Raw genomic sequence first — 24544 nt, forward strand, 5'->3', positions numbered from 1 at the left:
AGCGCAATTCAGTCTTGTCACCAGACCAAAATAGTTCTAAGTTCAGTCTCGTGAACAGACCAACTGCGGTTGCCGCGCCGATCCCCACACGCTCACCCCGCCCGGGGACCACGCTGTCCGTCGCGTCGCTCGGGACGTTCGTCGCGCTCGTCGCGTTCTGCGCCCCGCTCGGCAACCTGCCCACCGTTGCCGCCGCACTGTCGGCGGGCCCGGCAGCGCAGACGTGGATTCTCAGTTCGATGAGTGTCGGCCTCGCCGCAGTCCTGCTGACCGCGGGCGCGCTCGCCGACGACTACGGACGGCGCCGGGTGTTCCACTGGGGCACCTGGCTTCTCGCCCTGGGCGCGGTGATCGGCGCGGTCAGTCACGAACCCGTCCTGTTCATCGTCGGGCGGCTGATCCAGGGTGTCGCGGGCGCAGCACTGATCGCGGCCAGTCTCGGCGCCGTCGCGCACGCCTTCACCACACCGGCGGCCCGCGCGACCGCGAGCGGAATCTGGGGCGCGAGCGGCGGCGCCGGAATCGCCGTCGGCCCCGTGCTCGCGGGCCTCCTCGACCTCGCCGGATGGTGGCGCGGTCTGTACTGGGCGCTCGCCGTCGCGTCGCTCGTGATCGGACAGGTCGCAACCCGGTCGCTGGCCGAGTCACGCTCCGCCGTCCCGAAGCGGATCGACGTGCCGGGCGCGGTCACGCTGTGCGCCGCGATGGTCCTGGTGCTCGTCGCACTCGTCGAGGGCAGGCAGGGCAACACCACCGCCACCGTGCTCTGCGGCGCGGGCGCGGCCATGTTCACGATCGCCTTCGTCGCGGTCGAACGGCGACGGCCCTACCCGATGCTCGATCTCGCGCTGTTCCGCCGACGCGACTTCCTCGCCGCCACTCTCGCAGCCCTTGCAACCGGGGCCGGCATCATCGGGCTGATGTCGTTCGCGTGCACGTTCCTGGTCAAGACGATGCACGTCAGCACACTCGCGGCCGCCGGCGTGATCGCGCTGTGGTCGGGCACGAGCGTCGTCGCGTCGCTGCTGGCGCGAACACTTCCCGCACGGCTCGCCGGGTCACCGCAACTGGTCATCGGACTCGCCGGCGTCGGCATCGCCATGCTCACGATGACCGGCCTCCCCCCCGACTCGTCCCTCCTGCGACTGGTCCCGGGACTACTGCTCGCCGGCGTCGCCAGCGGACTGCTCAACGCCGGCCTCGGACGCCAAGCCGTTGCCAGCGTCCCCGCCGACCAGGGCGGACTCGGCAGCGGCGCCAACAACACCGCCCGCTACCTCGGCTCGTCCATCGGCGTCACCGTCGTCAGCATCATCGCCCTCGACCCGGCGGGCACCGTCGACGGCATGACGTCGGGCTGGAACCACGCCGCCGTCACCACCGGGCTGATCTCCCTCATCGGCGCGGCAGTCGTCGGAGTACTCGTGCGGGGAACCGCATCCCGACGTTGATATCGGAACGCAGTGCTGGGCGTTTCAGTGAGGTAGAGCACCGCTCGCTCCCAGCTCGGATCGGCGGGTCATCCACGAGCCAGGGCCAAGTTCAGTATCTTGAGCTACGTCACTATATGTTCACGAAGGGACAGGCTCATATGACCCGCACCATCGCAGTGGTCAACCATAAAGGCGGCTCCACCAAGACCACGAGCACGGTCAACCTCGCCCAAGCCCTCGTCGAAGCCGGCTACACCGTCCGCGTCGTCGATCTCGACCCACAATGCAACGCCACCACGTGGCTCGGCGCCACACCAGAAGCCGTCGACAACGATGTCCTGTCGGTACTCATGTTGGTGGCGAGCATCGAAGAAGCCACCACCATCACCGCGTCCGGGATCCACCTCGTTCCTGCCACCAAGGAACTCGATTCCGTCGGGCCCTACTTCCTCAAGAAGCCCGGTGCACACGGCATTCTGCGCAAAGCCCTCGCCGGCGCCCCCGAGGTCGACTTCAACCTCCTCGACTGCCCGGGAGACTTCGACCATCTGACCATCAGCGCACTCGTCGCCTGCACCGAAGTTCTCGCCGCCGTCATGACGGGAGCCATGGAACTCGAGGCGCTCATGCGGATCGAGAACTACATCACCCAGCAGGTCGAGTTGCTCAACCCCACTGCGCGGCTCAACCACATTCTGTGCGGCCGTGTCGAACTCGGCCAAGTCATCGACCAGCAGGTCCTGGCCGCGCTCCGCGAGACCTACCCCGAGCAGACGATGCACACCATCATCCCGAAGTCCGTCCGCGTCAGCGAAAGCTACAGCGCCGAAGAGCCCGTCGTCAGGTGGGCACCGTCGTCCTCCGCAGCACGCGCCTACCGCGACGCCGCCCAAGAACTCGTCGAAAGGGACCACCGATGAGCACGACTCGTAAAGCCGGACTCGCCAACAACCCCCTCGAACGCCGCCAGCCCCGCACCGGTGCTCACCAGGACGAGGCGTACTCGCGAACTCGCCGGAAGGACCTCCTGACGGGCGTGACACGGAAACCCGGACTGGTCAACAACCCCCTCGAACGCCGCAAGCCACGACTGCCGAACCTCATCGAACAGTGCGTGGACGTCGGACAGGGCGCAGCAGCCGAACCCCAATCGGCGCCGGTGGCCCTCCGAGAGGAAAAGAAGACCACCAGACGGATCGCCGCGGACAAGAGGCAGGAATCCGTCTCCATCACCCGCGCCAAGGCCGAGAATGGCAAGAATGCCGTCGCCGCCATCGGCCACATCGCCGGCGCCCCCGACAGTTGGACCAACCTCGTCGACGAAGCGCTCACCCACTACCTCGCCGTTCTCGAACGCAGGTACAACAACGGCGAACCCTTCCCGCCGCGCGGTGCCGCACTCGCCCGGGGTCCACGCATCACCTAGCCCGCCCAAAAGCAGCCACGACGACACCGACACCCACCGGCTCGCCGGTGGGTCGTGGCCGGCGCCTGGTTACCGGCCGAGCGACGGCAAACAGTCCGGTGACCGAGGGGTCTAGACGTTGAAGCGGAACTCCACCACGTCGCCGTCGGCCATGATGTAGTCCTTGCCCTCCATGCGCACCTTGCCCGCGGCCTTGGCGGCGGCCATGGATCCGGCGGCGACGAGGTCGTCGAAGGACACGATCTCGGCCTTGATGAAGCCCCGTTCGAAGTCGGTGTGGATGACGCCGGCGGCTTGCGGGGCGGTGTCCCCCTTGTGGATGGTCCAGGCGCGGGATTCCTTGGGACCTGCGGTGAGGTAGGTCTGCAAGCCGAGGGTGTGGAAGCCGGTGCGGGCGAGGGCGTGCAGTCCGGGCTCGGACTGTCCGATGGAGTCGAGCATCTCCTGCCGGTCCTCCTCGTCCAGTTCGAGCAGCTCCTGCTCGACCTTGGCGTCGAGGAACACCGCGTCGGCAGGGGCGACGGAGGCGCGCAGTTCGGCGACCTTCGCCTCGTCGGTGAGCACCGACTCGTCCGCGTTGAACACGTAGAGGAACGGCTTGGTGGTGAGCAGGCTCAGCTCGCGCAGCAGCGAGAAGTCCAGCTTGTCCTTCGCGCTGAAGAGGGTCTTGCCCTCGTTTAGGATGTCCTGCGCCTTCAGCGCCTCCTCGTGGAGGGGCTTGAGTTCCTTGTTCTTCTTCGCTTCCTTCTCCAGACGCGGCAGGGCCTTCTCCAGCGTCTGCATGTCGGCGATGACGAGCTCGGTCTCGATCACCTCGATGTCGGACGCCGGGTCGACGCGCCCGTCGACGTGCACGACGTCGTCGTCGTTGAACACGCGAACCACCTGGCAGATCGCGTCGGCCTCGCGGATGTTGGCAAGGAACTTGTTGCCCAGACCGGCGCCCTCGGAGGCGCCCTTCACGATGCCGGCGATGTCGACGAACGACACCGTCGCGGGCAGGATGCGCTCGGAACCGAAGATCCCGGCGAGCGCGGACAGCCGCGGATCGGGCAGTTCGACCAAGCCGACGTTGGGTTCGATGGTCGCGAACGGGTAGTTCGCGGCCAGCACGTCGTTGTTGGTCAGGGCGTTGAACAAGGTGGACTTGCCGACGTTGGGCAGTCCGACGATTCCGAGGGTAAGGCTCACGGTCGTTGGATTCTACGGCGTCGGGGCCGTAACAACGACCATCGCCCTCACCAGCTGTTGGTATTGCTGTTCGCGACGAGGGCGACGATCAGGATGGCGTACCCGATCACGAACACGACGATCAGCGCCACCCAGATCCACAGGGCGATCTTGCCCAACGCCTTGGCGCGGTCGGACGCGTACTGAGCGCCCTGGTAGTCGCCCATCACCCACTTCGGGTAGACGTCGTGGACGTGGTTGAACGCGGCGAACGCGAGCGGCCAGAAAAAGAGGATGGCCGCCACCGCCCACCCGGCGTTCGAGGGCGGCAGCGGCGGTGGCCCGTACTGGCCCGGGTAGGGCTGCGACTGCGGCTGTTGCTGGGTCGGGTACTGGTATCCGTACGCGCCCGTGTCGCCGGGCTTCGGCGGAACCGGATTGCTCGACGATTCCGGATTGTTCGGTGACTCCGTCATGACACCCCCTGTCGTGGCAGCTGACCTCGTGCGTCCACTATCCCACCCGTCCCCCATGTGAGTGCGAAAGTGCGCCGGAGTACGCATCGGCACTCATGTGAGGTTCCAGTCTCAGCGAGTCACCCGCTGGTTGATCGTCCTCGCGATAGGAATCCTCGGTCTGGGTGCTCTCGCCCTGGCCCTCGGTGTGGCGACTGGGTGGTGGTTCGCCGCGGTCCTCCTGCTCGCGATGGCGGCCCTTGGGGCGTGGGATCTGCTGCAACGGCGGCACAGCATTCTGCGGAACTATCCGGTGCTGGGGCACGCGCGGTTCCTGCTCGAGAAGATCCGCCCCGAGATCCAGCAGTATTTCGTCGAATCGTCCACGGATGGAACGCCCTTCGACCGCGACACCCGCGACCTCGTCTGCGAGCGCGCCAAGGGCACCCTCGCCGAGGAGCCGTTCGGCACCGAGCGGGACGTGCACGCCGTCGGCTACGAGTTCATGATCCACTCGCTGCGAGCGAGGATGGCACCGCCGGAGCAGCCGACCGTGCGCCTCGGCGGCCCGACTGCGCACGCCCCTACGACATCGCGCTCCTCAACGTGTCGGCGATGAGTTTCGGCTCGCTCTCCGCCAACGCCATCGAAGCGCTCAACGCCGGCGGGACCTGATCTGGGAGATGTGCCACACGAACCGCTGCCCCGTCGGCGTGACCACCCAGGACCCGGCGCGGACCCGCGCACTCGACGTCCCCGACAAGGCGGCCAGGGTGTTCCGGTTCCAGGCGTCGACGGTGGCCGGCGCCCAGCAGATGGTGGCGTCCATGGGCCTCGACAGCTTCGACCAGCTGACCCCGGCGATGCTCAACCGTCACATCGACGGCGTCACCACCCGCACTTACGCCGAACTGTACGAGTGGCTGATGCCGGGCGAACTGCTCGACGATCCGCCGTCCGATTGGCTCACCGACTGGATCGATGCCGACTCGACTCGCTTCTGACGTCGTTTTTTCGTCGAACGGAACGTCGGCGCAATAGGGTGACGGGGGCCACAAGAGATGTGGCATCTGTCGACAGCGTTCCTCCTGGCACACAATGAGTACGGGGACGTTGGGAAGGAGTTCGCGATGGCCCTGAGAGCCGCCCCCGAATCCGAGGTCGAGTACCTGAAGACGGATCCGGATCTGCCCCCGGTGGGCATCGTCGACCGCACTCCCATCTCACCGACCGCAAAAATCGTGTTCGCCGTCCTCGGCATCCTCGGCGGCATCGCCTGGGTGATGATCGCGTTCGTGCGCGGCGAGAACATCAACGCCGTCTGGTTCGTGGTCGCCGCCGTCTGCACGTACCTCATCGCGTACCGCTTCTACGCGCGGCTGATCGAACGCAAGATCGTCCAACCCCGCGACGACCGCGCCACTCCCGCCGAGATCCTCGAGAACGGCAAGGATTACATGCCGACGGACCGGCGGGTGCTGTTCGGGCACCACTTCGCCGCCATCGCCGGCGCGGGACCCCTCGTCGGCCCGGTCCTCGCCGCGCAGATGGGATACCTGCCGGGCACCCTGTGGATCATCATCGGCGTCGTCTTCGCCGGAGCCGTGCAGGACTTCCTCGTGCTGTGGATCTCGACGAAACGCCGCGGACGCAGCCTCGGACAGATGGCGCGCGACGAACTCGGCGTCGTCGGCGGTGTCGCCGCCATGATCGGCGTCTTCGTCATCATGATCATCCTCATCGCGGTGCTCGCCCTCGTCGTCGTCAATGCACTCGCGGAGAGCCCCTGGGGCGTCTTCTCCATCGCCATGACCATCCCGATCGCACTCTTCATGGGCGTCTACCTCCGCTACCTGCGTCCCGGCAAGGTCGCCGAGGTGTCGCTGATCGGCGTCGTACTGCTGCTCCTGGCCATCGTGTCGGGCGGCTGGGTGGCCGACACCGGATGGGGCTCCGACTGGTTCACCCTCTCCAAGGTCACCATCGCCTGGCTGATGATCGCGTACGGTTTCGCCGCATCCGTCCTCCCCGTGTGGCTGCTGCTGGCGCCGCGCGACTACCTGTCGACGTTCATGAAGATCGGCACGATCCTCCTGCTCGCCATCGGCATCCTGATCGCCCGGCCCACCATTCAGATGCCCGACGTCACTACGTTCGCGATCCAGGGCAACGGTCCCGCGTTCGCCGGATCGCTGTTCCCGTTCCTGTTCATCACCATCGCGTGCGGCGCGCTGTCCGGCTTCCATGCCCTGATTGCGTCCGGCACCACCCCCAAACTGCTGGAGAAGGAGAAGCAGACACGCCTGATCGGCTACGGCGGCATGCTCACCGAGTCGTTCGTCGCGATCATGGCGCTCGTCACCGCGTGCATCATCGACCAGCACCTGTACTTCGCGCTCAACGCGCCGGCCACCCTCACCGGGGGCACCCCGGAAACCGCGGCCGCGTACGTGAACGGTCTCGGACTGTCCAGTCCCAACATCACCGCGGACACCCTCTCGCAGGCCGCGGCGAGTGTCGACGAGGAGTCGATCATCTCGCGCACCGGCGGTGCCCCCACCCTCGCGTTCGGCATGTCGCAAGTGCTCAGCCAGTTCCTCGGCGGTACCGCCCTCAAGGCGTTCTGGTATCACTTCGCGATCATGTTCGAGGCGCTGTTCATCCTCACCACCGTCGACGCCGGAACCCGGGTGGCGCGGTTCATGCTGTCGGACTCGCTCGGCAACTTCGGCGGCGCCGCCCGCCGGTTCAAGGATCCGTCGTGGCGGGTCGGAGCCTGGGTGTGCTCGCTCGCCGTCGTCGGTCTGTGGGGAGCAATCCTCCTGATGGGTGTCACCGATCCGCTCGGCGGAATCAACACGCTCTTCCCGCTGTTCGGGATCGCGAACCAGTTGCTCGCCGCGATCGCCCTCACCGTGGTCCTCGCCGTCGTGATGAAGAAGGGCCTCTTCAAGTGGGCCTGGATTCCCGGTGTGCCCCTCGTCTGGGACCTCATCGTGACCATGACCGCGTCGTGGCAGAAGATCTTCTCCGCCAACACGTCCGTCGGCTACTGGTCCCAGCACGCCGCGTTCAAGGACGCGAAGGAAGCCGGCAAGACCAGTTTCGGCTCGGCCAAGACGCCCGAGGCCATCGACGCCGTCATCCGCAACACGTTCATCCAGGGCACCCTGTCGATCGTGTTCGCCGGGCTCGTCCTCGTCGTCGTGGTGGCCGGAGCACTCGTGTGCATCAAGGCGTTCCGGGCCGGCGGACTCCCCACCACCGAGTCGCCGGAGGAACCGTCGAAGATCTTCGCCCCGGCCGGGTTCGTCCCCACGTCCGCCGAGAAGGCGCTCGACAAGGAATGGAACGAACTGATCGCTTCGGGCGCGGTGCGCGCACCCGGCGCGGCGCACACCCACACGGACAGGGCGCATCACCATGATGAATAGGGTCGTGGGCGCGGTGCGGACCGCGTGGTGGTGGACGGGATCGCTGATGGGCGACCACGACTACAGCCGATACGTCGAACACCTCCGCCGGAACCACCCGGAGGCGGAGGTGCCGACCGAACGCGAGTACTGGAAGGCGCGCTACGCGGACGCCGATGCCAACCCGGGTGCCCGCTGCTGCTGACCTCACCGTGCCTCCCCGCCGACCCCCAGTACTGTCAGTACTGATCGGCTGAGCAGACACGGTAGGGAGGACCATCTGTGACGGAGAAGGAAACCCCGGCACCGTCCGGGACCACAGTCACGAAACCGGACCGCGGCCACCTCATCGGGGTGGGCGCGATGTGGCTCGCCAAGTGGTCGCTGGTCCTGGTCGCGATCGCCCTGGGCGCGTTGCTGTTCGGGTGGATCATCCAAAAGCTGTGGGTGATCGTCCTCCCCGTTCTCCTGGCCATCGTGGTGTGCACGGTGCTGTGGCCGCCGACGCGGGCGATGACGAAGCGTCGCATCCCCCCGGCTGCGGCCGCCGCGACGACGCTCGTCGTGTTCATCGCCGTCGTGGCCGGAATCATCGCGGGCATCGTGCCGTCGGTCGTCAGGCAGGCTCCCGAGCTGGCCAACAAGGCCACCCAGGGCATCAACCAGGTACAGGACTGGTTGAAGGGCCCGCCGATCAACCTGCAGGACGATCAGATCGACCAGGGCATCCACACGATCATCGTGAAGGTTCAGGAGAGTGGAACGGTCATTGCCTCCGGGGTGTTCACCGGTGTCAGCACCGCCAGTTCCCTGCTGATCACGCTCGGCCTCGTGCTCGTGCTGTCGTTCTTCTTCATCAAGGACGGACCCCGCTTCATCCCGTGGCTGCATTCCGTCAGCGGCGGCCGTGCCGGCCGTCACCTCGAGGTGGTCCTGGGCCGCATGTGGGACACGCTCGGCGGGTTCATCCGGACGCAGGCGCTGGTCGCCCTCGTCGACGCCGTCTTCATCGGCGCCGGGCTGTTGATTCTCGGCGTGCCGCTCGCACCGGTCCTCGCGATCCTGACGTTCATCGGTGGCTTCATCCCGATCGTCGGTGCGTTCGTCGCCGGTGCCCTCGCGGTGCTGGTCGCGCTGGTCGCCAACGGTCTCACCACTGCGGTGATCGTGCTGATCATCATCCTCGTGGTGCAGCAGATCGAGGGCAACGTGCTGCAGCCGGTGCTGCAGAGCAAGAGCATGAAACTCCACGCCGTCGTGGTGCTGCTCGCCGTCACGGCAGGCGGTTCCGTGTTCGGGATCGTGGGCGCATTCCTCGCCGTGCCCGCCGCCGCCGTCGCCGCCGTGGTGGTGCGCTACATCGGTGAACAGATCGACGAGCACAGTGCCGAGAGCAACATCACCGACTCCGCCGCCGCCGGCGAGGATCTCGGCGACGCCGAACAGGAAGGCGTCACCGTCGACCGGTCCGCCGTCGCCCCGACCGCGGACTGACCGCCGGTCAGCCGGCAACGACCTCAACCGTCGACCCGGTACGGCCGCGAATCACGTGCAGGCGGCTCGGGATTCGCTGACGCATCTCGTCGACGTGACTGACGATCCCGACCACCCGGCCGCCGTCCCGCAGCTCGTCGAGAACACCCATCACCGAGTCGAGAGTGTCCGCGTCGAGGGTGCCGAACCCCTCGTCGATGAAGATCGTGTCGAGCACGACTCCCCCGGATTCCGCCGCGACCACATCGGCGAGACCGAGCGCCAGCGACAGCGACGCCAGGAACGACTCGCCGCCCGACAGGGTCTTCGCCGACCGGACCACCCCTGTGTAGTCGTCGCGGATGTCCAACCCCAGTCCGCCGCGACGACCGTGCGGACCGGCCTCGTCGCTGTGGACGAATTCGTAGCGTCCCCCCGACATCTGGCCGAGCCGCGCCGACGCCGAGACCGCCACCTCTTCCAGACGGGCCGCCAGCACATACGACCGCAACGACATCTTCCGGGAGTTCTGGCCGCGGCCCGCGATGACCTCGGCGAGCGCCGCCAGTTCCTCGTGCGCGGCCTGTAGCGGGGCAATCGCCTCGGCCGCCCTGGCGAGCTGACCGACGTATCGTTCGAGGTCGAGCAGCCGACGCTCGGCGTCGGACGCCGCCGCGACGGCGACGTTCACTTCCTCGGCCGCCACGTCGTGTGCCTGCTGGACGGATCCCAACTCGACGGGCTCCGCGTCTGCGACGGCGACGACCTCGGGGTCGTCGAGCACGCTGCGCGCCCCGACCTCGGCATCCCGGGCCGTGGTCAGGACGGTCTCGATCTCGTTCTGGCGCGTGGCCGTGCGGACCGCGGCCGCGGCGTCGTCGACGCTGCCGAAACCGGCGTCGCCGGCGAGGGTCTCGACCCTGGCCGCGAGTTCGCGGGCCGCCGACTCGGCGCCGGCACCCGCGTCGCGGGCGTCCAGCAGGTTCGATGCGGATTCGGCGAGCGTCTCGAGTCGGGCGCGGCGAGCCGCGACACTCGGGTCGTCGCCCGCGGCCTCGGCGACGCGGGCCCGGATCTCTCCGAGTTGTGTGGTGCCCGCCGCGATCTTCTCGGTGACGGTTGCGGCGTCGATGCCCACCTCCCGCAACTGCTCCTGCAGTCGGTTCTCCCGGTCGCGCAGTTCGGCGAGCGATCCGGATCGGCGTTCGACCTGATCGGCGAGCGCCGTCGCCTCCCCCACCGCCGTCTCGGCGGACGCGAGTGCCCGTGCGAGTTCGTCCGCGTCGCCGTCGCCGCCCCGCTGAATCAAGACGTCGATCGCCCGCTCGACCGAACTCAGCTTCTCGGTGGCGGCCGTCAGCACCGTCGCGGCCTTCTGCTCCGCGACACGAGCGGCGTCCTCGTCGGCCTTCGTGACCGACAGCTCGGACGGTTCGGCAGGCTGCGGATGCTCGGGTGAACCGCACACCTGGCACGGCGCCCCGTCCTCGAGCGTGCCCGCCAATTCTGCGGCCATGCCCGCGATCCGCCGTTGCAGCAGGTCGAGCCAGTGCTCCCGGGCGTCCTGATGCTTCTGCCGGGCATCGAGCACGCCACGGTCGCACCGACCGTGCTCGGCGCGGCGCGTGCGGAGATCCGTCGCCGCGGAGGCGGCGTCGGCCGCACGATCCCGAGCGTCCACCAGTGCGGGCAGTGCGGCGCGAGCCTTCTCTGCGGCGTCGAGTGCCTTCTCGGCTTCCCGCAGCCCGAGGGGAAGTTGTTCCCGTTCCCGAGACAGCGTGGCGCCGGTCTCGGTGAGTTCGGCCTGCCGGGCTCGCAGCCGATCGAGTTCGACGGCGAGCCGGTCAGCGGCTTCGGATTCCGCGAGTGCGCCGTCGAGCCGCACGATCTCGTCGCGCCAGAACCGGATGCTCGACCGGATGTGCTCCCGTTCGTCCGGGGCCGGTGGCCACGACAGTTCCGCCACGAGATCGGCGCCGCCCGCCGTGGAGCGCAGGCCCTCGGTGATGGTCTCGACGGTGCGCGCGGCGGCCGCAGCCTTGGTGCGTGCGGAGTCGGCGTCCCGTGCCGCAGTCGCCACCGGTTCGGCCCGGCGCGCGTCCGCCAGTTCGGCGAAGAGGACGGCCCGTTCGTCCGCCCCCGCGGCGTGGGCGTCGAGTTCCGACTCGGCTCGACGTCTGCGGTTCTGCAGTTCCAGGACCCGGCGCGCCTCCGTCAGCGCGTCACGGGTGACCTTCGCCCGCGCCTTGGCCTGCTCCAGGTCGTCTGCAGCCAGGTCGCGGGTATCGCGTGCCTGCTCTTCGAGTTTGTGGGCCCAGGTCATCGGATCGGCGTCGGCGCCTCCCTCGATTCCTGCCGCCGTCGCGACCCGGGCGAGCAGCACGTCGACGGACCGTTGCTGCTCGTCCAGGTCGTGTGCACTAGTTCGCCTGCGGTCGAGGAACCACCCCTCCACCGTCCCGAATCGGGTGGTGTCGAACAGTCTCTCCAGGAGCTGACCGCGTTCCTCGTTGTCGGCGCGCAGGAACTTCGCGAACTCCCCCTGCGGCAGCAGGACCACCTGGAAGAACTGATCGGCGCTCATCCCCATCAGCCGCCCGATCTCCTCGGCTACGTCGGGGATCCGGGACAGGTTTTCCCCGCGACCGTCGAGCCAGGTGAGGGCGACCTTCGCGTTCTCCTTGATCGTGCCCGACCCCCGGCGCTTGGGACGCTCGAACTCGGGGCTGCGCACGAGACGGAGATGCCGGCCCGCGATCGTCGCCTCGATGGTCACCGTCGGCACGGAACCGGCTGGTGCATGGTCTGACAACAGGCGCTTGCCGTCCTTCCGCGCCCCGGGCACCGTGCCGTAGAGCGCGAACGCCACCGCGTCGAGCACCGTCGTCTTCCCGGCGCCGGTGTGGCCGTGCAGCAGGAAAAGGCCATCGGCGCCGAGGCGGTCGAAGTCGACTTCGACAGATCCTGCGAACGGCCCGAAGGCTTCGACCTCGAGTCGATGCAGCCTCATGCCGTCTGTCCCAGCGCGACGACCTCGGCGGTGTTCTCGCCGGCCCGGTCGGCGAACCCGAGCGCCTCCTCCACCAGCCGGATCTCGCCGGTCGACGGTGCGCTGCGCACGTCGGTGAGGAAATTGCGCGTGATCTGCAGATCGCTGCGCCCGTGCACCTTGTCGCGGTAGCGCAGATCGTCGACGCCGGCCGGGCGCTGCCATTCGAGGTGCACGGCGAACGGGAATCGGGTCTGCAGCGAGCGCATGGCGTCGACCGGGCGCTGCGGGTCGGTGAGCACCGCCGACACGTAGCAGTCCTCGGCGTCGCGGAACGACTCGTCCTCGAGCAACTCCTGGACCGTCCCGGTCAGTTGCCGCAGACCGCGGACCACGGGCAGGTCGACGCGTTCGACCGTCCGCAGTCCGTCGGCGTCCAGGTCCACGAGATACACGGCCTTGCCGTGGGTGCGCTCACCGAAGGAGTACGGCAGCGGCGAACCCGAGTAGCGGATGTGCTCGGCGAGGGTCTGCGGCGAGTGAAGGTGGCCCAGCGCGACGTAGTCGACATCGCCGAAGGCCGACGCCGACACCGTCTCGACACCGCCGACGGAGATCGACCGTTCGGATCCCGTGGCCTCGGCACCCACGACGAATGCGTGGGCCAGCACCACGGACCTGGTGCGCGGACCGGTGTCGTTGCGCGCGTCGAGGTCGGTGCGGACGCGATTCATCGCGGCGTCGAGGATCTCGGCGTGCGAGCGGGCGGACGGCACGTCCAATTGCGCGCGGGTGATCTCGGGTTCGAGGTAGGGGATGCCGTAGAACGCGACGGGACCGTGCGCGTCCTCGAGCACGACGGGTGAGCCGATGCCGGCGACCGTCGTCATGAGGTGCAGTCCGCCGGCCCCGGAGAACGCCGCGCCCGCGCCGAGTCGTGCGGCGGAGTCGTGGTTGCCGGACGTGGCGACGATGACAGCGCCGGCGTCCCGGATCGCCTCGAATCCGCGATTGCACACGGTGACGGCGTCGGCGCTGGGGATGGACCGGTCGTACACGTCTCCGGGGACGACCACGACGTCGACGCCGTGCTCGGTGACGAGTGCGGCGATCGCGTCGAGCACCCGGGCCTGGTCGGCGAGCAGGTCCACCCCGTGGAACGTGCGTCCGATGTGCCAGTCCGAAGTGTGCAGGATCCTCATGTCCCGAGACCGTAGAGCACCCCGCCGACAACCTCGAACACCTCCGCCGCGTGGCGTCCGGCCGATTCGACTCGTCGGTGGGGCGGTGCACCATGAGCCCCATGAATGCACTCGCTGCACTGGCATGCCCCCTCGTCGCCAGCCAGCCTCTGGCCGCCTGTGGCGACAACCCCGAACGATGAGCAGCAAGCAGTAGTTCGCCGCACGCGTGGTCGAACTGGCGGGGATGGTCCGGCACTGCGACTTCGACACCTAGGTGTCGAAGGACGGTGTCCGCCCCGACCTGCTCGTGTACCTGGCAGGGGGCAAACAGATCGTCGTCGACGCCAAGGTCCCCGTTCGCGGCGTACCTGGACGCCGCGCAGACCGAGAACCCGGCCGCCCGGGACCAGCACCTCACCCGGCACGCCCGGCAGCCGCGCACGCATGTCGACCAGTTGGCCGACACGACGTATTGGGAGTCGTTCGACCCGACGCCGGAGGTCACCTGGCGGCATGAGGCGTTGTCTCAGGACGCCGCGAAGATCCACCAACTCGGCCGGGAGCTGTATTCGAGACTCGGCACCGTCGGCGCGCATCTCGACCGTCTGGGCTCGCAACTCGGCGAGGCCCTCGACTCGTTCAATCTCACCGTCGCGGCGATGGAGTCCCGGGTCACAGTCACCGCGCGCAAGCTGCACGACCTCGACGTCTTCGACGGCGACCTCACCGAGGTCAGTGCCGTCGATTCGTGGCCGCGACGCACAAATCTCGAGGATCTCTCAGGCTCCACCGGTCACGCCAACGAGGCTAGTTAACAAGTTGCCGCTACTGTCGTTGTGTGTCTGCAACCCAACGTGCTCGCTCTGGGGTGCCGCTCGACAGGCGGTCGATTGTCCCTACGGTCCCCGGTCTCCCCTGGTGGGGTGTCATTCTCCTGGCCGTCGGAGTCGCCTTTGTCGGATTCGCTGTCGACGCGGCACGTGGCACGGAACTCACAGCGGCGTTCTCCACGTTCTATTTCCTCGGCTGTGTCCTCGCCGTGGCGGCCGCCAGCAATCGGGCGCTGTTCACCGCGATCGTCCAACCCCCGCTGATCCTGTTCGTCGCCGTGCCGCTCGGTCAGAGCCTGATCGCGGACGAGAACAGCACCGCGCTGAGAGACCTGGCGATCAACATCGCGTACCCACTGGTCAACCGCTTTCCGGTAATGCTCGCCGCCACCGTCGTAGCACTGCTGATCGGCGGACTCCGCCTCTTCCTGTTGCAGCAACGCAAGACCGGTCCCGCCCGCACGTCGGAGCGGCGACGCTCCCAGCGTGCTCCGCGCTCCGCCCGCCCACGTCGTGCGGCAGAGGACTCGGAGCCGACTCCACCGCCGCGCAGGGAGTCGCCGCGCAGGGCGCGGAACACGGACGCGGCCCGGGAGCACCCCCGCTCGTCGCGCCGGGCAGCCACGCCTCCTCCGCGCCGATCTGCGTCGTCGGGCGGCCGCACGGCGCCGCCGCCGATGGTCGACCGAGCAGCGCAGGCCCCCCGCTCGGCACCGCCGCGCACTACCCAGGCGCCGCATTCGGTCCCGCCGCGCACCACCCCTCGGCCGCGGCCCAACCCGGACGTTCCGGCCCACCCCATTCCGCAGGTGCGCTACCGCGACCGGTACGAGCCGCCGTTCGAGACGGAGCAGCCCCGCTAGAGCGAGGTAGAGAGCGCGACGATCAGGTCCGCGCTGCGCGCAGCTCGCGCGGCAGTGCGAAGACCAGCGTCTCGTTGGCGGTGGTGACCGACTGGACGTCGTGGAATCCGTGCTCGTCGAGCAGGTCGATCACACCGCGGACCAGAATCTCCGGCACGGACGCCCCCGAGGTGATTCCCACGGTCCGCACGCCGTCGAGCCACGCCGGATCAACCTCGCGTGCGTAGTCGACCAGATACGACGCCTTCGCGCCGGCGTTCAGTGCGACCTCGACGAGGCGAACGGAGTTCGACGAGTTCCGGGACCCGACCACGATCACCAGGTCGCACTCGGGGGCCATCGCCTTGACCGCCACCTGACGGTTTTGGGTGGCGTAACAGATGTCGTCGCTCGGCGGGTCCTGCAGATTCGGGAAACGCTCCCGCAGTCGGGCGACGGTCTGCATCGTCTCGTCGACGCTCAACGTGGTCTGCGACAGCCAGATGACCTTCGATTCGTCGCGGACGGTCACGGTGTCGACGGAATCGGGACCGTCGACGAGTTGCACGTGGTCGGGGGCCTCGCCGGCCGTGCCCTCCACTTCCTCGTGGCCTTCGTGGCCGATGAGAAGGATGTCGAAGTCGTCTCGGGCGAAGCGCTTGGCTTCCTGGTGAACCTTCGTCACGAGCGGGCAGGTGGCGTCGATCGTGCGCAGATTGCGCGCCGCGGCCGATTCGTGGACCGCGGGAGACACGCCGTGGGCCGAGAACACGAGCAGCGCACCCTCGGGGACCTCGTCCGTCTCGTCGACGAAGACGACACCCTGATCGGTGAGCGTCTCGACGACGTGCCGGTTGTGCACGATCTCCTTGCGCACGTAGATCGGGGCGCCGTGCTTTTCGAGAGCCTTCTCCACCGTCTCGACGGCGCGGTCGACGCCGGCGCAGTAGCCGCGGGGCTCCGCGAGCAGCACGCGCTTCTCGCCGTCGGCACGCGACGCTCCCGAATCTGCCGAACGTGTGATACCCACATTGAGTGGAACAGCCGAAGACATGGCTCCAGACTACGGGTCACCCCCAGCGGACGACACTTTCGCGGGGCCTCGGCGGGGTACTGTGCGCAGCGTCGCACCCGAGTCGTCGACGCTGTGGGCACGTCGGCTACCCAAACGTGCCGTTCTCAGGCAGGCTGTGGGAATGATTCGTCCCCCGTTCGTGGCGCGCGTCGCCGCTGGAATCGCCGTGACGGCCGTCGAAGAGGCCAGGAAACTGCCCACCACCGCGGCAACCCTGCCCATGACCGCGGTCAGTCAGGTGCTGCAGACCACCATGCGGGTTCAGCAGTCCATGACGGCGCTGGCCATCAAGGGCGACCAGGCGTTCGCGCTCATCCACTGGACACACGACGACGAGCAGCCCGCGTGGGCCGTCTTCGACGAGGACACCGCCCCGGAGCCCGCCGCCGACGGCGGGTCCGACGACCGCGCGGCCGGACCGGGCCGGTTCGCCCTGTACTCGCTGAGTCCGCAGGACGAGGGCACGCCGGCGAAGATCTCGACCCCGAAGGCAGCGCCCGCCGCCACCAACGGCGCCTCCCCCGTCACGTCGGCGACCACGAAGTCCGCCACCTCCACTTCGGCCGTCGCCGAACCGGAGATCGCTGTCGTCCTCGACTACGGCTCGCTGACCCTCGCCCAGTTGCGGGCGCGCCTGCGCAGCCTGTCGGTCGAGGACCTCACCACACTGCTGGACTACGAGAATGCGACCCTGGCACGAGCGCCGTTCCAGACGATGCTGACCAACCGCATCACCACCGCCAAGGCCAAGTGACCTCCGCACAGCCCCGCGCAGCCAGTACCGGACCGAGCACCGCCGAACAGCCCTGGCCTGTCCGCACCGTGTCGGCGAAGGTCGCGCAGTGGATCGATCGACTCGGAAGTGTCTGGGTGGAGGGACAGATCACCCAGATCAACGCACGCCCCGGCACCCGGACCGCGTTCCTGGTGCTGCGGGATCCGTCCGTCGACATGTCGTTGTCGGTGACCTGTTCCCCGCAGGTGCTGCAGAACTCCCCGGTCCCGCTCACCGAGGGCAGCCGGGTGGTGATGTTCGGCAAGTTGTCGTTCTACACCGGCCGCGGGTCGGTGTCGCTGCGGGTCACGGAGATCCGTGCGATCGGGATCGGTGAACTCCTGGCAAGGATCGAGCGGTTACGCGCACTGCTGGCCGCGGAAGGCCTGTTCGACGCGCGGCTGAAGCGTCCGCTGCCGTTCCTGCCGGGCACGATCGGGTTGATCACCGGTCGCGCGAGCGCTGCCGAGCACGACGTTCTCAGCGTGGCGCAGCGCCGCTGGCCCGCGGTGCGGTTCGAGGTGCGCAACACCCCGGTCCAGGGCGCCACCGCCGTTCCGCAGATCCTCGACGCACTGAAGGAGCTGGACGCCGACCCGCACGTCGACGTCATCATCCTCGCTCGCGGCGGCGGCAGCGTGGAGGACCTGCTGCCGTTCTCCGACGAGACCCTGTGCCGCGCGATCGTCGCCTGCACGACCCCGGTGGTCAGCGCGATCGGGCACGAGCCGGACAGCCCGCTCAGCGACCACGTCGCCGACCTGCGTGCGGCGACCCCCACCGACGCCGCCAAGCGAGTGGTCCCGGACGCCGTCGCCGAACAGGCACTGGTCGGGGAACTGCGCTCACGGAGCGCGGCCGCCCTGCGCAACTGGGTGCAGCGCGAGTCGCACCTGATCGCCCAGCTGCGGAGCCGGCCTGTTCTCGCCGACCCCCTGCGCGCACTCGACCACCGGTCGGACGAGGTCGAACGACTGCGCGAAGCCGGACGACGCGACGTGAGCAGGGCGATCGCCGCGGAGAGCACGACCGTCGAGCACCTGCGCGCACGGCTCACGACCCTCGGGCCGGCGGCGACCCTGGCCCGTGGTTACTCCGTGGTCCAGCGGATCGTGCCCGACGGCGACCCCGAGGTGCTGCGTTCGGTCGCCGACGCCCCGCCGGGCACCCAGATTCGCGTTCGAGTCGCGGACGGCGCAGTCCGTGCCGCGGTGATGGGAAAGGACAAGTAGGACATGAGCGAGCCCACCGGAAACGACAGCGACATCGCGGAGCTCGGCTACGAGGCGGCGCGCGACGAACTCGTCGACGTGGTCAAGGTGCTCGAGCAGGGCGGCCTCGACCTCGACGCGTCACTCGCGTTGTGGGAGCGAGGCGAGGCCTTGGCGAAGCGGTGCGAGGAGCACCTCGCGGGGGCCCGCAAACGCGTCGAGACGGCGCTGTCGCAGGCCGAAGACGAGGGCTGACGCCCCCGCCTTCTCAGTACGTGAGGATCGGGGCGTCGGCCGCGGCGGTCGTCAGCTGTTCGAACGCCTCGGGTGACGCACTGCCCGTGACGAGCAGCCGGACGTCGCCGAAGTCGGAGACCCAGATCGGTTCGACACCTTCACCGCCGTACACGATCCAGCTGTGACCTGCGACGTCCTCGGTTCCCGTCGCCGTGCGCGGGCCACCCGCGACGAACGGCACGAGCACCGTTTCAGCGGCGTTGCTCTGGGTGAGCTGGATGTAGCGGCCTGCCTCGGTGATGAATCCGACGGTGCTCGAATCTCCGCCGCTGTCGCCGCTGACGATGCTGCGGCTGCCCGAGTTGGGCGTCCAGCCCTCCGGGGTCGCCGGTTTACGCACCGGGAACGGAAGGTCCTGCGCGTCGTATTTCAGTGCCGCATCGATGTCGAAGCTGGGAATCGGGCCGCTTGTCGGACCGCCCGGGCTGAACGTGCACTGGCTGGCGATACCCGCGATCAGTACGCAGAACAGGACAAGGGGTACGAGCGACCACACCATGTCGCGGTTGTTGTGCAGGATGCGGGGTTTATCAGATGCCACGCCCACCAGTATCCAGGGTCGGTCCCGGAACAACGATTCTCGGTCCCGTGATTCGCGCCCCAGGAGCGCACGTCACACATCTTTCTGGGAGAATCAGCAGGCGAGATCCACCCGACACTCGGTGGCCGAGAGGCCGCCGACACAGCGTCGGCGTACAACGTCGACCGTGACAGCACCAGGAGGCACTGCCCATGACGGCTAGCACCACTTCGAGTCGCCGCGAGGCCCCGGACCGAAATCTTGCTCTGGAATTGGTCCGAGTCACCGAGGCTGGTGCGATGGCTGCCGGTCGCTGGGTGGGCCGTGGCGACAAGGAAGGTGGCGACGGAGCCGCCGTCGACGCCATGCGCCAGCTCGTGAGCTCGGTGTCGATGCGCGGCGTCGTCGTCATCGGCGAGGGCGAGAAGGACGAAGCCCCGATGCTGTTCAACGGCGAGGAGGTCGGCAACGGCGACGGGCCCGACTGCGACTTCGCCGTCGACCCGGTCGACGGCACCACGCTGATGGCCAAGGGCATGCCCAATGCGATCGCCGTCCTCGCGGTCGCCGAGCGCGGCGCGATGTTCGACCCGTCCGCTGTCTTCTACATGGAGAAGATCGCCGTCGGTCCCGACGCCGCCGATGTGATCGACATCACCGCGCCCGTCGCGGAGAACATCAAACGTGTCGCGAAGGTGCGCAAGGCGTCCACGTCCGACGTGACGGTCTGCATCCTCGACCGTCCCCGGCACGCCAGGCTCATCCAGGAGGTCCGGGACACCGGCGCCCGCATCCGGCTCATCTCCGACGGTGACGTCGCGGGTGCGATCGCCGCCGCGCGCCCCGAGTCGGGCACCGACATCCTGATCGGCACCGGTGGAACCCCGGAGGGCATCATCGCGGCCGCCGCCATGCGCTGTATGGGTGGTTCGCTGCAGGGCCGGCTGGCCCCGACCGACGACGCCGAGCGCCAGAAGGCCATCGACGCCGGCCATGACCTGGATCGCGTGCTGACCACCGAGGATCTCGTGTCCGGTGAGAACGTCTTCTTCTGCGCCACCGGTGTCACCGACGGCGACCTGCTCCGCGGGGTTCGCTACTACGGTGGCGGCGCGTCGACCCAGTCGATCGTGATGCGGTCGAAGTCGGGCACGGTCCGCATGATCGACGCCTACCACCGCCTGGAGAAGCTGCGCGAGTACTCGTCCGTGGACTTCACGGGCGAGGACGGCGCCATTCCGCCGTCGTTCTAGGCAGCTCCGCTGCTCGTGCGCCTTTCCGGTTGCTGCGGCGACCGGAAAGGCGCACGGGAGCATCCCCACGCGGCGCCCGGAAGTGGCATGTTTGACGCATGACCGAGAGCAGCGAACAGCAGTACCGGATCGAACACGACACCATGGGCGAGGTGCGGGTGCCCGTGGATGCCCTGTGGCGCGCGCAAACTCAGCGTGCCGTCGAGAACTTCCCGATCAGCGGTCGAGGTCTCGAGCGCACCCAGATCCGTGCGATGGGGTTGCTGAAGGCAGCCTGCGCGCAGGTCAACAAGGACCTCGGCCTCCTCGATGCCGACAAGGCGGACGCCATCATCGCCGCGGCGAGCGAGATCGCCGAAGGCAAGCACGACGACCAGTTTCCCATCGACGTCTTCCAGACCGGTTCGGGCACCAGTTCCAACATGAACGCCAACGAGGTGATCGCCTCGATCGCGGCGGCCAACGGTGTGGTGGTCCATCCCAACGACGACGTCAACATGTCGCAGTCGTCCAACGACACCTTCCCCACCGCGACGCACCTTGCGGCCACCGAGTCCGCGGTGAAGGATCTCCTCCCCGCCCTCGACCATCTGCGGCTGGCTCTGCTCGACAAATCCACCGAGTGGCGGACCGTGGTGAAGTCGGGCCGCACCCACCTCATGGACGCCGTCCCGGTGACCCTCGGCCAGGAGTTCGGCGGTTACGCCCGGCAGATGGAGGCCGGAATGGAGCGGATCGTGGCCTGCCTCCCCCGCCTCGGCGAACTTCCCATCGGTGGCACCGCGGTCGGAACGGGACTCAATGCCCCCGACGGGTTCGGCCCGAAGGTCGTTGCCGAACTGGTCAAGGCGACGGGCGTCGATGCCCTCACCCCCGCGAAGAACAGTTTCGAGGCGCAGGCGGCGCGCGACGGCCTGGTGGAGGCGTCCGGAGCGTTGCGCACGATCGCGGTGTCGCTGACCAAGATCGCCAACGACATCCGCTGGATGGGCTCGGGCCCGCTCACCGGTCTCGGCGAGATCCGGCTCCCCGACCTGCAGCCCGGCAGTTCGATCATGCCCGGGAAGGTCAACCCGGTGCTCCCGGAGGCCGCCACCCAGGTCGCCGCGCAGGTGGTCGGCAACGACGCCGCGGTCGCGTGGGGCGGTGCGGGGGGCGCATTCGAGCTCAACGTGTACATCCCGATGATGGCGCGCAACCTGCTCGAGTCGTTGAGGTTGCTGGCGAACGTCTCACGCCTGTTCGCCGACCGGTGCGTCGTGGGGCTCGTCGCGAACACCGAGCACCTGAAGACCCTCGCGGAGTCGTCGCCGTCCATCGTGACGCCGCTGAACTCGGCCATCGGGTACGAGGAGGCGGCGGCCGTCGCCAAGCAGGCGCTGAAGGAGAAGAAAACCATCCGCGAGACGGTCATCGACCGGGGGCTGATCGGCGACACGCTGACCGAGGAGGAACTCGACAAGCGTCTCGACGTGCTGGCGATGGCGAAGGTGAAGGACTGACCCTGCCGACGGAGAGGGCCCGCACTCCATCGAGTGCGGGCCCTCTCGCGCAAAGGTCCCTACAGCAGCGCGGACAGCTCGTTGCGGGCCTTCTCGCCCTCCTCGCCGAGATCGGTGCGTCCGGCGATATTCCACGACCGCAGCAGCGGGGTGAACACCTTCTCCCCCTGCTGGGCGGGGTCGTAGATCCCGGCCTCGGCCAGCACGGCGGTGCTGTCGGTTCCACCGGGCAGGGCCACGCTCGGCACGTCGAACGCGGCGATCCGCGAGGCGATGGCCCGCATCGTCTGGTCGGGGACCAGCTCGAACGCCGCCTCGACGACGTTCCGGTAGAACAGCGACTGCAGTTCGTCGTCGGCGGCCAGCCGCTCGGCGATCGTGGCCACCAGCGCGTCCTCGCCGAGTGCTGCGGTGTTGTGATGACGCACAGCCGCCGCCTTCTCCTCGAACGCGGAGTTCGCGAGCATCTCGAGCAGATGCATGGGCGGCATCGCGTACCCGCGGACCATCTCGTCCATCCGGGCGCGCTCGAGGGCGACGGGATCGACGGCCCGCGTCACCATCAGGTAGTTCCGGAGCACGATGGAGTGCCGGTTCTCCTCCGCGGTCCAGCGACCCACCCAGCGCCACCACGGACCCACCTGGGCGAGGTGCTTGGCGATCTCCCGGTGGTACGCGGGCACATTGTCCGCCACCAGCACACCCACCGTCAGTGCGAGCGATTCCACCTCGCTCAGGGTCGACTGATCTGCCGACCAATCCGTTCCACCCATGAACGCGAAGTTCTTGCCCTGGTCCCACGGAACCAGATCGTGCGGCTGCCAGCCGTCCGCCTCGGCGAGGTGGCGTGTGAGGTTTTCGTCCACCACCGGGGCCAGCTCACTGAGCAGCTGCGAGTCATTCATATCAATCGGCATCCGCACACCGTAGCGTCCGCGGGCGAACGCAGGGTCGACCAGCGGTGGATTCGACGGAACGGGCGCGGGCGTTGTGGCGAAAACAGCCAGGTCATGGGCCTGTGGTCGTTAGGCTGGCAGTTCACGACCGTCCCGGGCCCGAGCAGAGGATCGCCAATGCGCAGACATGGGAACCTGACGACACTTCTGTTCGCCGTCGCGCTCGGCGGGTCACTCCTCACGGGATGTGGCTCCGATACCGGCGACTCGTCACCCTCCGGAACGTCCGACGCGAATCCCACGTCCGAGGGCTCCGCGCCGCCCAATCCGGGCACGGTCGCGGGCGTCGACATCCCGGACGGTCAGATCGACGACGCCGTGGGGCGTCTCGACGAACTGGCGAACGAGTTGATGGAGAGTTCCGGACTTCCGGGTATGGCGGTCGCCGTCGTCCACGGCGGGCAGACTGTCTATGCGAAGGGATTCGGGGTGCGTGAGGCGGGCACCGATCAGAAGGTGGACGCCGACACCGTGTTCCAGCTGGCGTCGATGTCGAAACCGGTCGGGTCGACTGTGGTGGCCCATCAGGTCGATGCCGGCGTCGTCGGCTGGGACACGCCCGTGGTGTCGAAGTTGCCCGGTTTCGCCCTCGCCGACCCGTGGGTCACCGAGCACGTCACGGTGGGCGATCTGTACTCGCACCGGTCGGGGTTGCCCGATCACGCCGGCGATCTGCTCGAGGACCTGGGGTACAACCAGCAGCAGGTTCTCGACAAGCTCCGGCTCGACCCTCTGAACCCGTTCCGGATCACGTACGAATACACCAATTTCGGTCTCACGGCGGCCGCGGAGGCTGTCGCGGCGGCGTCCGGGACGGATTGGGCGACGCTCTCGGAAAAGATGCTCTACGAGCCGCTGGGGATGTCGTCCACGAGTTCACGGTTCGCCGACTACCAGGCCCGCAGCGACCGCGCCGTGGCGCACCAACTCGTCGACGGCAAGTACGTCGCCGACGCGGTACGCGACCCCGACGCCCAGTCCCCCGCAGGCGGGGTGAGCTCGTCCGTCAACGACATGGGCAAGTGGCTGGCGATGCTGCTGGCCGACGGAACGTTCGAGGGCAAGAAGATCGTGTCCCCCGAGGCGCTGCTCCCGGCCGTGAGTCCTCAGATGGTGTCCAGCCCACCGCGTTCGATGGACAGCCGTCCGGGATCGTACGGATACGGATTCAACGTCTCGACCACCCCGGCGGGCCGGGTCTCCCTCAGCCACTCCGGTGGGTTCCAGCTCGGGGTGGCGACGAACTTCGTCGCGATACCGTCCGCCGACGTCGCCATCGTCGCCCTGACCAACGGGTCGCCCGTCGGAATTCCCGAGACCCTCACCGCCGAGTTCGCCGACCTCGTCCAGTTCGGGGAGATCCGCGAGGACTGGAGATCGTCGTACCGGCAGGCCATCGCACCGATGGACGAGCCCGAAGGCAGCCTCGTCGGCCAGACGGCCCCCGCGAAACCGGCACCACCGCAGCCCCTTCCGACCTACGCGGGCACATACGTCAACCCGTATTGGGGCCCCGCCGTCGTCACCGAGAGCAACGGCGCGCTGTCGCTGCGGCTCGGACCCGCGGGGCAGACCTACCCTCTCACCCACTGGGACGGTGACACCTTCACCTTCACACCCAGCGGTGAGAACGCACCGCCCGGAAGCATTTCGAAGGCCACGTTCGCCGGCAACGGCGTGACACTCGAGTATTACGACACCGAAGGCCGGGGGACATTCGTCCGCTGAGCCGAACTATCG

20 protein-coding genes and 2 pseudogenes are annotated in these 24544 nt (G+C 68.3%); 15 read left to right on the forward strand and 7 right to left on the reverse strand.

The genetic code is table 11. The annotated features are described in order from the left end of the window. Nucleotides 1-50 precede the first annotated feature (50 nt). The 3 genes from H0B43_RS07315 to H0B43_RS07325 all read left to right on the forward strand — a co-directional run bounded on the left by H0B43_RS07315 (nt 51) and on the right by H0B43_RS07325 (nt 2859). A complete protein-coding gene (locus H0B43_RS07315) occupies nt 51-1451 on the forward strand; it encodes an MFS transporter (protein WP_185728598.1) in 1401 nt (466 codons plus the stop codon). Between the two features lie 140 nt (nt 1452-1591). Continuing rightward, a complete protein-coding gene (locus tag H0B43_RS07320; protein WP_185728596.1) occupies nt 1592-2353 on the forward strand; it encodes a ParA family protein in 762 nt (253 codons plus the stop codon). After that, nucleotides 2350-2859, forward strand: coding sequence for a hypothetical protein (locus H0B43_RS07325; RefSeq protein ID WP_185728594.1), 510 nt, complete (start codon nt 2350-2352; stop codon nt 2857-2859). Before H0B43_RS07320 ends, H0B43_RS07325 begins: the two co-directional genes overlap by 4 nt. Nucleotides 2860-2970: 111 nt before the next feature. Here H0B43_RS07325 and ychF read toward each other — a convergent pair whose 3' ends face one another. Together ychF and H0B43_RS07335 are read right to left on the reverse strand one after the other, a co-directional pair. After that, a complete protein-coding gene (gene ychF / locus H0B43_RS07330) occupies nt 2971-4050 on the reverse strand; it encodes a redox-regulated ATPase YchF (RefSeq protein ID WP_185728592.1) in 1080 nt (359 codons plus the stop codon). A 47-nt stretch (nt 4051-4097) separates the two neighbouring features. Continuing rightward, nucleotides 4098-4505 (reverse strand): CD225/dispanin family protein, encoded by a 408-nt coding sequence (locus tag H0B43_RS07335; RefSeq protein ID WP_185728590.1) that lies wholly within the window; start codon nt 4503-4505, stop codon nt 4098-4100. 97 nt (nt 4506-4602) lie between these two features. Here H0B43_RS07335 and H0B43_RS07340 point away from each other — a divergent pair. The 4 genes and pseudogenes from H0B43_RS07340 (at nt 4603) to H0B43_RS07355 (ending at nt 9391) form a co-directional block, all read left to right on the forward strand. Then, nucleotides 4603-5488: pseudogene (locus H0B43_RS07340) on the forward strand (glutamate synthase-related protein). Between the two features lie 126 nt (nt 5489-5614). Beyond that, nucleotides 5615-7918: a carbon starvation CstA family protein gene (locus H0B43_RS07345; RefSeq protein WP_185728589.1), complete on the forward strand. Its 2304-nt coding sequence runs from the start codon at nt 5615-5617 to the stop codon at nt 7916-7918. Further along, nucleotides 7911-8102: a YbdD/YjiX family protein gene (locus tag H0B43_RS07350; RefSeq protein ID WP_029539499.1), complete on the forward strand. Its 192-nt coding sequence runs from the start codon at nt 7911-7913 to the stop codon at nt 8100-8102. Before H0B43_RS07345 ends, H0B43_RS07350 begins: the two co-directional genes overlap by 8 nt. Before the next feature lie 77 nt (nt 8103-8179). Further along, complete coding sequence (locus H0B43_RS07355; protein WP_185728587.1) at nt 8180-9391, forward strand: AI-2E family transporter; 1212 nt, start codon at nt 8180-8182, stop codon at nt 9389-9391. A 7-nt stretch (nt 9392-9398) separates the two neighbouring features. Here H0B43_RS07355 and H0B43_RS07360 read toward each other — a convergent pair whose 3' ends face one another. After that, on the reverse strand, nt 9399-12380 hold the full coding sequence (locus tag H0B43_RS07360) for an AAA family ATPase (protein WP_185728585.1): 2982 nt from the start codon (nt 12378-12380) through the stop codon (nt 9399-9401). After that, the gene (locus tag H0B43_RS07365; protein ID WP_185728583.1) at nt 12377-13561 is read right to left on the reverse strand and encodes an exonuclease SbcCD subunit D; all 1185 of its coding nucleotides are present in this window, start codon (nt 13559-13561) and stop codon (nt 12377-12379) included. Before H0B43_RS07365 ends, H0B43_RS07360 begins: the two co-directional genes overlap by 4 nt. Before the next feature lie 205 nt (nt 13562-13766). Between H0B43_RS07365 and H0B43_RS07370 the strand changes: the two are divergent. Further along, nucleotides 13767-14358 (forward strand): annotated as a pseudogene (locus tag H0B43_RS07370) (DNA recombination protein RmuC); the annotation flags it as partial. Nucleotides 14359-14381: 23 nt separating this feature from the next. Further along, complete coding sequence (locus H0B43_RS07375) at nt 14382-15236, forward strand: DUF6542 domain-containing protein (RefSeq protein ID WP_185728581.1); 855 nt, start codon at nt 14382-14384, stop codon at nt 15234-15236. Nucleotides 15237-15258: 22 nt separating this feature from the next. Here H0B43_RS07375 and H0B43_RS07380 read toward each other — a convergent pair whose 3' ends face one another. Beyond that, nucleotides 15259-16269 (reverse strand): 4-hydroxy-3-methylbut-2-enyl diphosphate reductase, encoded by a 1011-nt coding sequence (locus H0B43_RS07380; RefSeq protein ID WP_185728579.1) that lies wholly within the window; start codon nt 16267-16269, stop codon nt 15259-15261. 142 nt (nt 16270-16411) lie between these two features. Here H0B43_RS07380 and H0B43_RS07385 point away from each other — a divergent pair, with 142 nt between their 5' ends. From H0B43_RS07385 to H0B43_RS07395, 3 genes are read left to right on the forward strand one after another with little or no spacing between them, the layout of a single operon-like run. Then, the gene (locus H0B43_RS07385; RefSeq protein ID WP_185728577.1) at nt 16412-17044 is read left to right on the forward strand and encodes a lipid droplet-associated protein; all 633 of its coding nucleotides are present in this window, start codon (nt 16412-16414) and stop codon (nt 17042-17044) included. After that, nucleotides 17041-18297 (forward strand): exodeoxyribonuclease VII large subunit, encoded by a 1257-nt coding sequence (gene xseA / locus H0B43_RS07390; RefSeq protein WP_185728576.1) that lies wholly within the window; start codon nt 17041-17043, stop codon nt 18295-18297. Before H0B43_RS07385 ends, xseA begins: the two co-directional genes overlap by 4 nt. 3 nt (nt 18298-18300) lie before the next feature. Then, on the forward strand, nt 18301-18531 hold the full coding sequence (locus H0B43_RS07395; protein WP_185728574.1) for an exodeoxyribonuclease VII small subunit: 231 nt from the start codon (nt 18301-18303) through the stop codon (nt 18529-18531). A gap of 13 nt (nt 18532-18544) precedes the next feature. On the opposite strand, the gene H0B43_RS07400 is transcribed toward H0B43_RS07395, so the two are convergent. Then, nucleotides 18545-19114, reverse strand: a complete 570-nt coding sequence (locus tag H0B43_RS07400) for a DUF4245 domain-containing protein (protein ID WP_185728573.1) — start codon at nt 19112-19114, stop codon at nt 18545-18547. Between the two features lie 191 nt (nt 19115-19305). Between H0B43_RS07400 and glpX the strand changes: the two genes are divergently transcribed. Then, a complete protein-coding gene (gene glpX / locus H0B43_RS07405) occupies nt 19306-20346 on the forward strand; it encodes a class II fructose-bisphosphatase (protein WP_185728571.1) in 1041 nt (346 codons plus the stop codon). Nucleotides 20347-20444: 98 nt separating this feature from the next. Further along, complete coding sequence (locus tag H0B43_RS07410; protein WP_185728569.1) at nt 20445-21848, forward strand: class II fumarate hydratase; 1404 nt, start codon at nt 20445-20447, stop codon at nt 21846-21848. A gap of 59 nt (nt 21849-21907) precedes the next feature. Here the strand turns inward: H0B43_RS07410 and H0B43_RS07415 are convergent, their stop codons facing one another. Next, nucleotides 21908-22765 carry an acyl-ACP desaturase gene (locus H0B43_RS07415; RefSeq protein ID WP_185728567.1) on the reverse strand — a complete coding sequence of 286 codons (858 nt, stop codon included), beginning with the start codon at nt 22763-22765 and terminating at the stop codon, nt 21908-21910. A 156-nt stretch (nt 22766-22921) separates the two neighbouring features. Here H0B43_RS07415 and H0B43_RS07420 point away from each other — a divergent pair, with 156 nt between their 5' ends. Beyond that, nucleotides 22922-24532 carry a serine hydrolase gene (locus tag H0B43_RS07420; protein ID WP_185728566.1) on the forward strand — a complete coding sequence of 537 codons (1611 nt, stop codon included), beginning with the start codon at nt 22922-22924 and terminating at the stop codon, nt 24530-24532. Nucleotides 24533-24544: the final 12 nt, after the last annotated feature.

It is taken from the genome of Rhodococcus sp. 4CII (assembly GCF_014256275.1).
In the GTDB taxonomy this organism is placed as follows: Bacteria; Actinomycetota; Actinomycetes; order Mycobacteriales; family Mycobacteriaceae; genus Rhodococcus_F; species Rhodococcus_F wratislaviensis_A.

Coding starts and splice junctions, on each gene's coding strand:
- H0B43_RS07320 (WP_185728596.1), top strand. CDS start 1,592: ATGACCCGCACCATCGCAGTGGTCAACCATAAAGGCGGCTCCACCAAG.
- H0B43_RS07325 (WP_185728594.1), top strand. CDS start 2,350: ATGAGCACGACTCGTAAAGCCGGACTCGCCAACAACCCCCTCGAACGC.
- H0B43_RS07335 (WP_185728590.1), bottom strand. CDS start 4,505: ATGACGGAGTCACCGAACAATCCGGAATCGTCGAGCAATCCGGTTCCG.
- H0B43_RS07345 (WP_185728589.1), top strand. CDS start 5,615: ATGGCCCTGAGAGCCGCCCCCGAATCCGAGGTCGAGTACCTGAAGACG.
- H0B43_RS07350 (WP_029539499.1), top strand. CDS start 7,911: ATGAATAGGGTCGTGGGCGCGGTGCGGACCGCGTGGTGGTGGACGGGA.
- H0B43_RS07360 (WP_185728585.1), bottom strand. CDS start 12,380: ATGAGGCTGCATCGACTCGAGGTCGAAGCCTTCGGGCCGTTCGCAGGA.
- H0B43_RS07365 (WP_185728583.1), bottom strand. CDS start 13,561: ATGAGGATCCTGCACACTTCGGACTGGCACATCGGACGCACGTTCCAC.
- H0B43_RS07380 (WP_185728579.1), bottom strand. CDS start 16,269: ATGTCTTCGGCTGTTCCACTCAATGTGGGTATCACACGTTCGGCAGAT.
- H0B43_RS07385 (WP_185728577.1), top strand. CDS start 16,412: ATGATTCGTCCCCCGTTCGTGGCGCGCGTCGCCGCTGGAATCGCCGTG.
- H0B43_RS07395 (WP_185728574.1), top strand. CDS start 18,301: ATGAGCGAGCCCACCGGAAACGACAGCGACATCGCGGAGCTCGGCTAC.
- glpX (WP_185728571.1), top strand. CDS start 19,306: ATGACGGCTAGCACCACTTCGAGTCGCCGCGAGGCCCCGGACCGAAAT.
- H0B43_RS07410 (WP_185728569.1), top strand. CDS start 20,445: ATGACCGAGAGCAGCGAACAGCAGTACCGGATCGAACACGACACCATG.
- H0B43_RS07415 (WP_185728567.1), bottom strand. CDS start 22,765: ATGCCGATTGATATGAATGACTCGCAGCTGCTCAGTGAGCTGGCCCCG.
- H0B43_RS07420 (WP_185728566.1), top strand. CDS start 22,922: ATGCGCAGACATGGGAACCTGACGACACTTCTGTTCGCCGTCGCGCTC.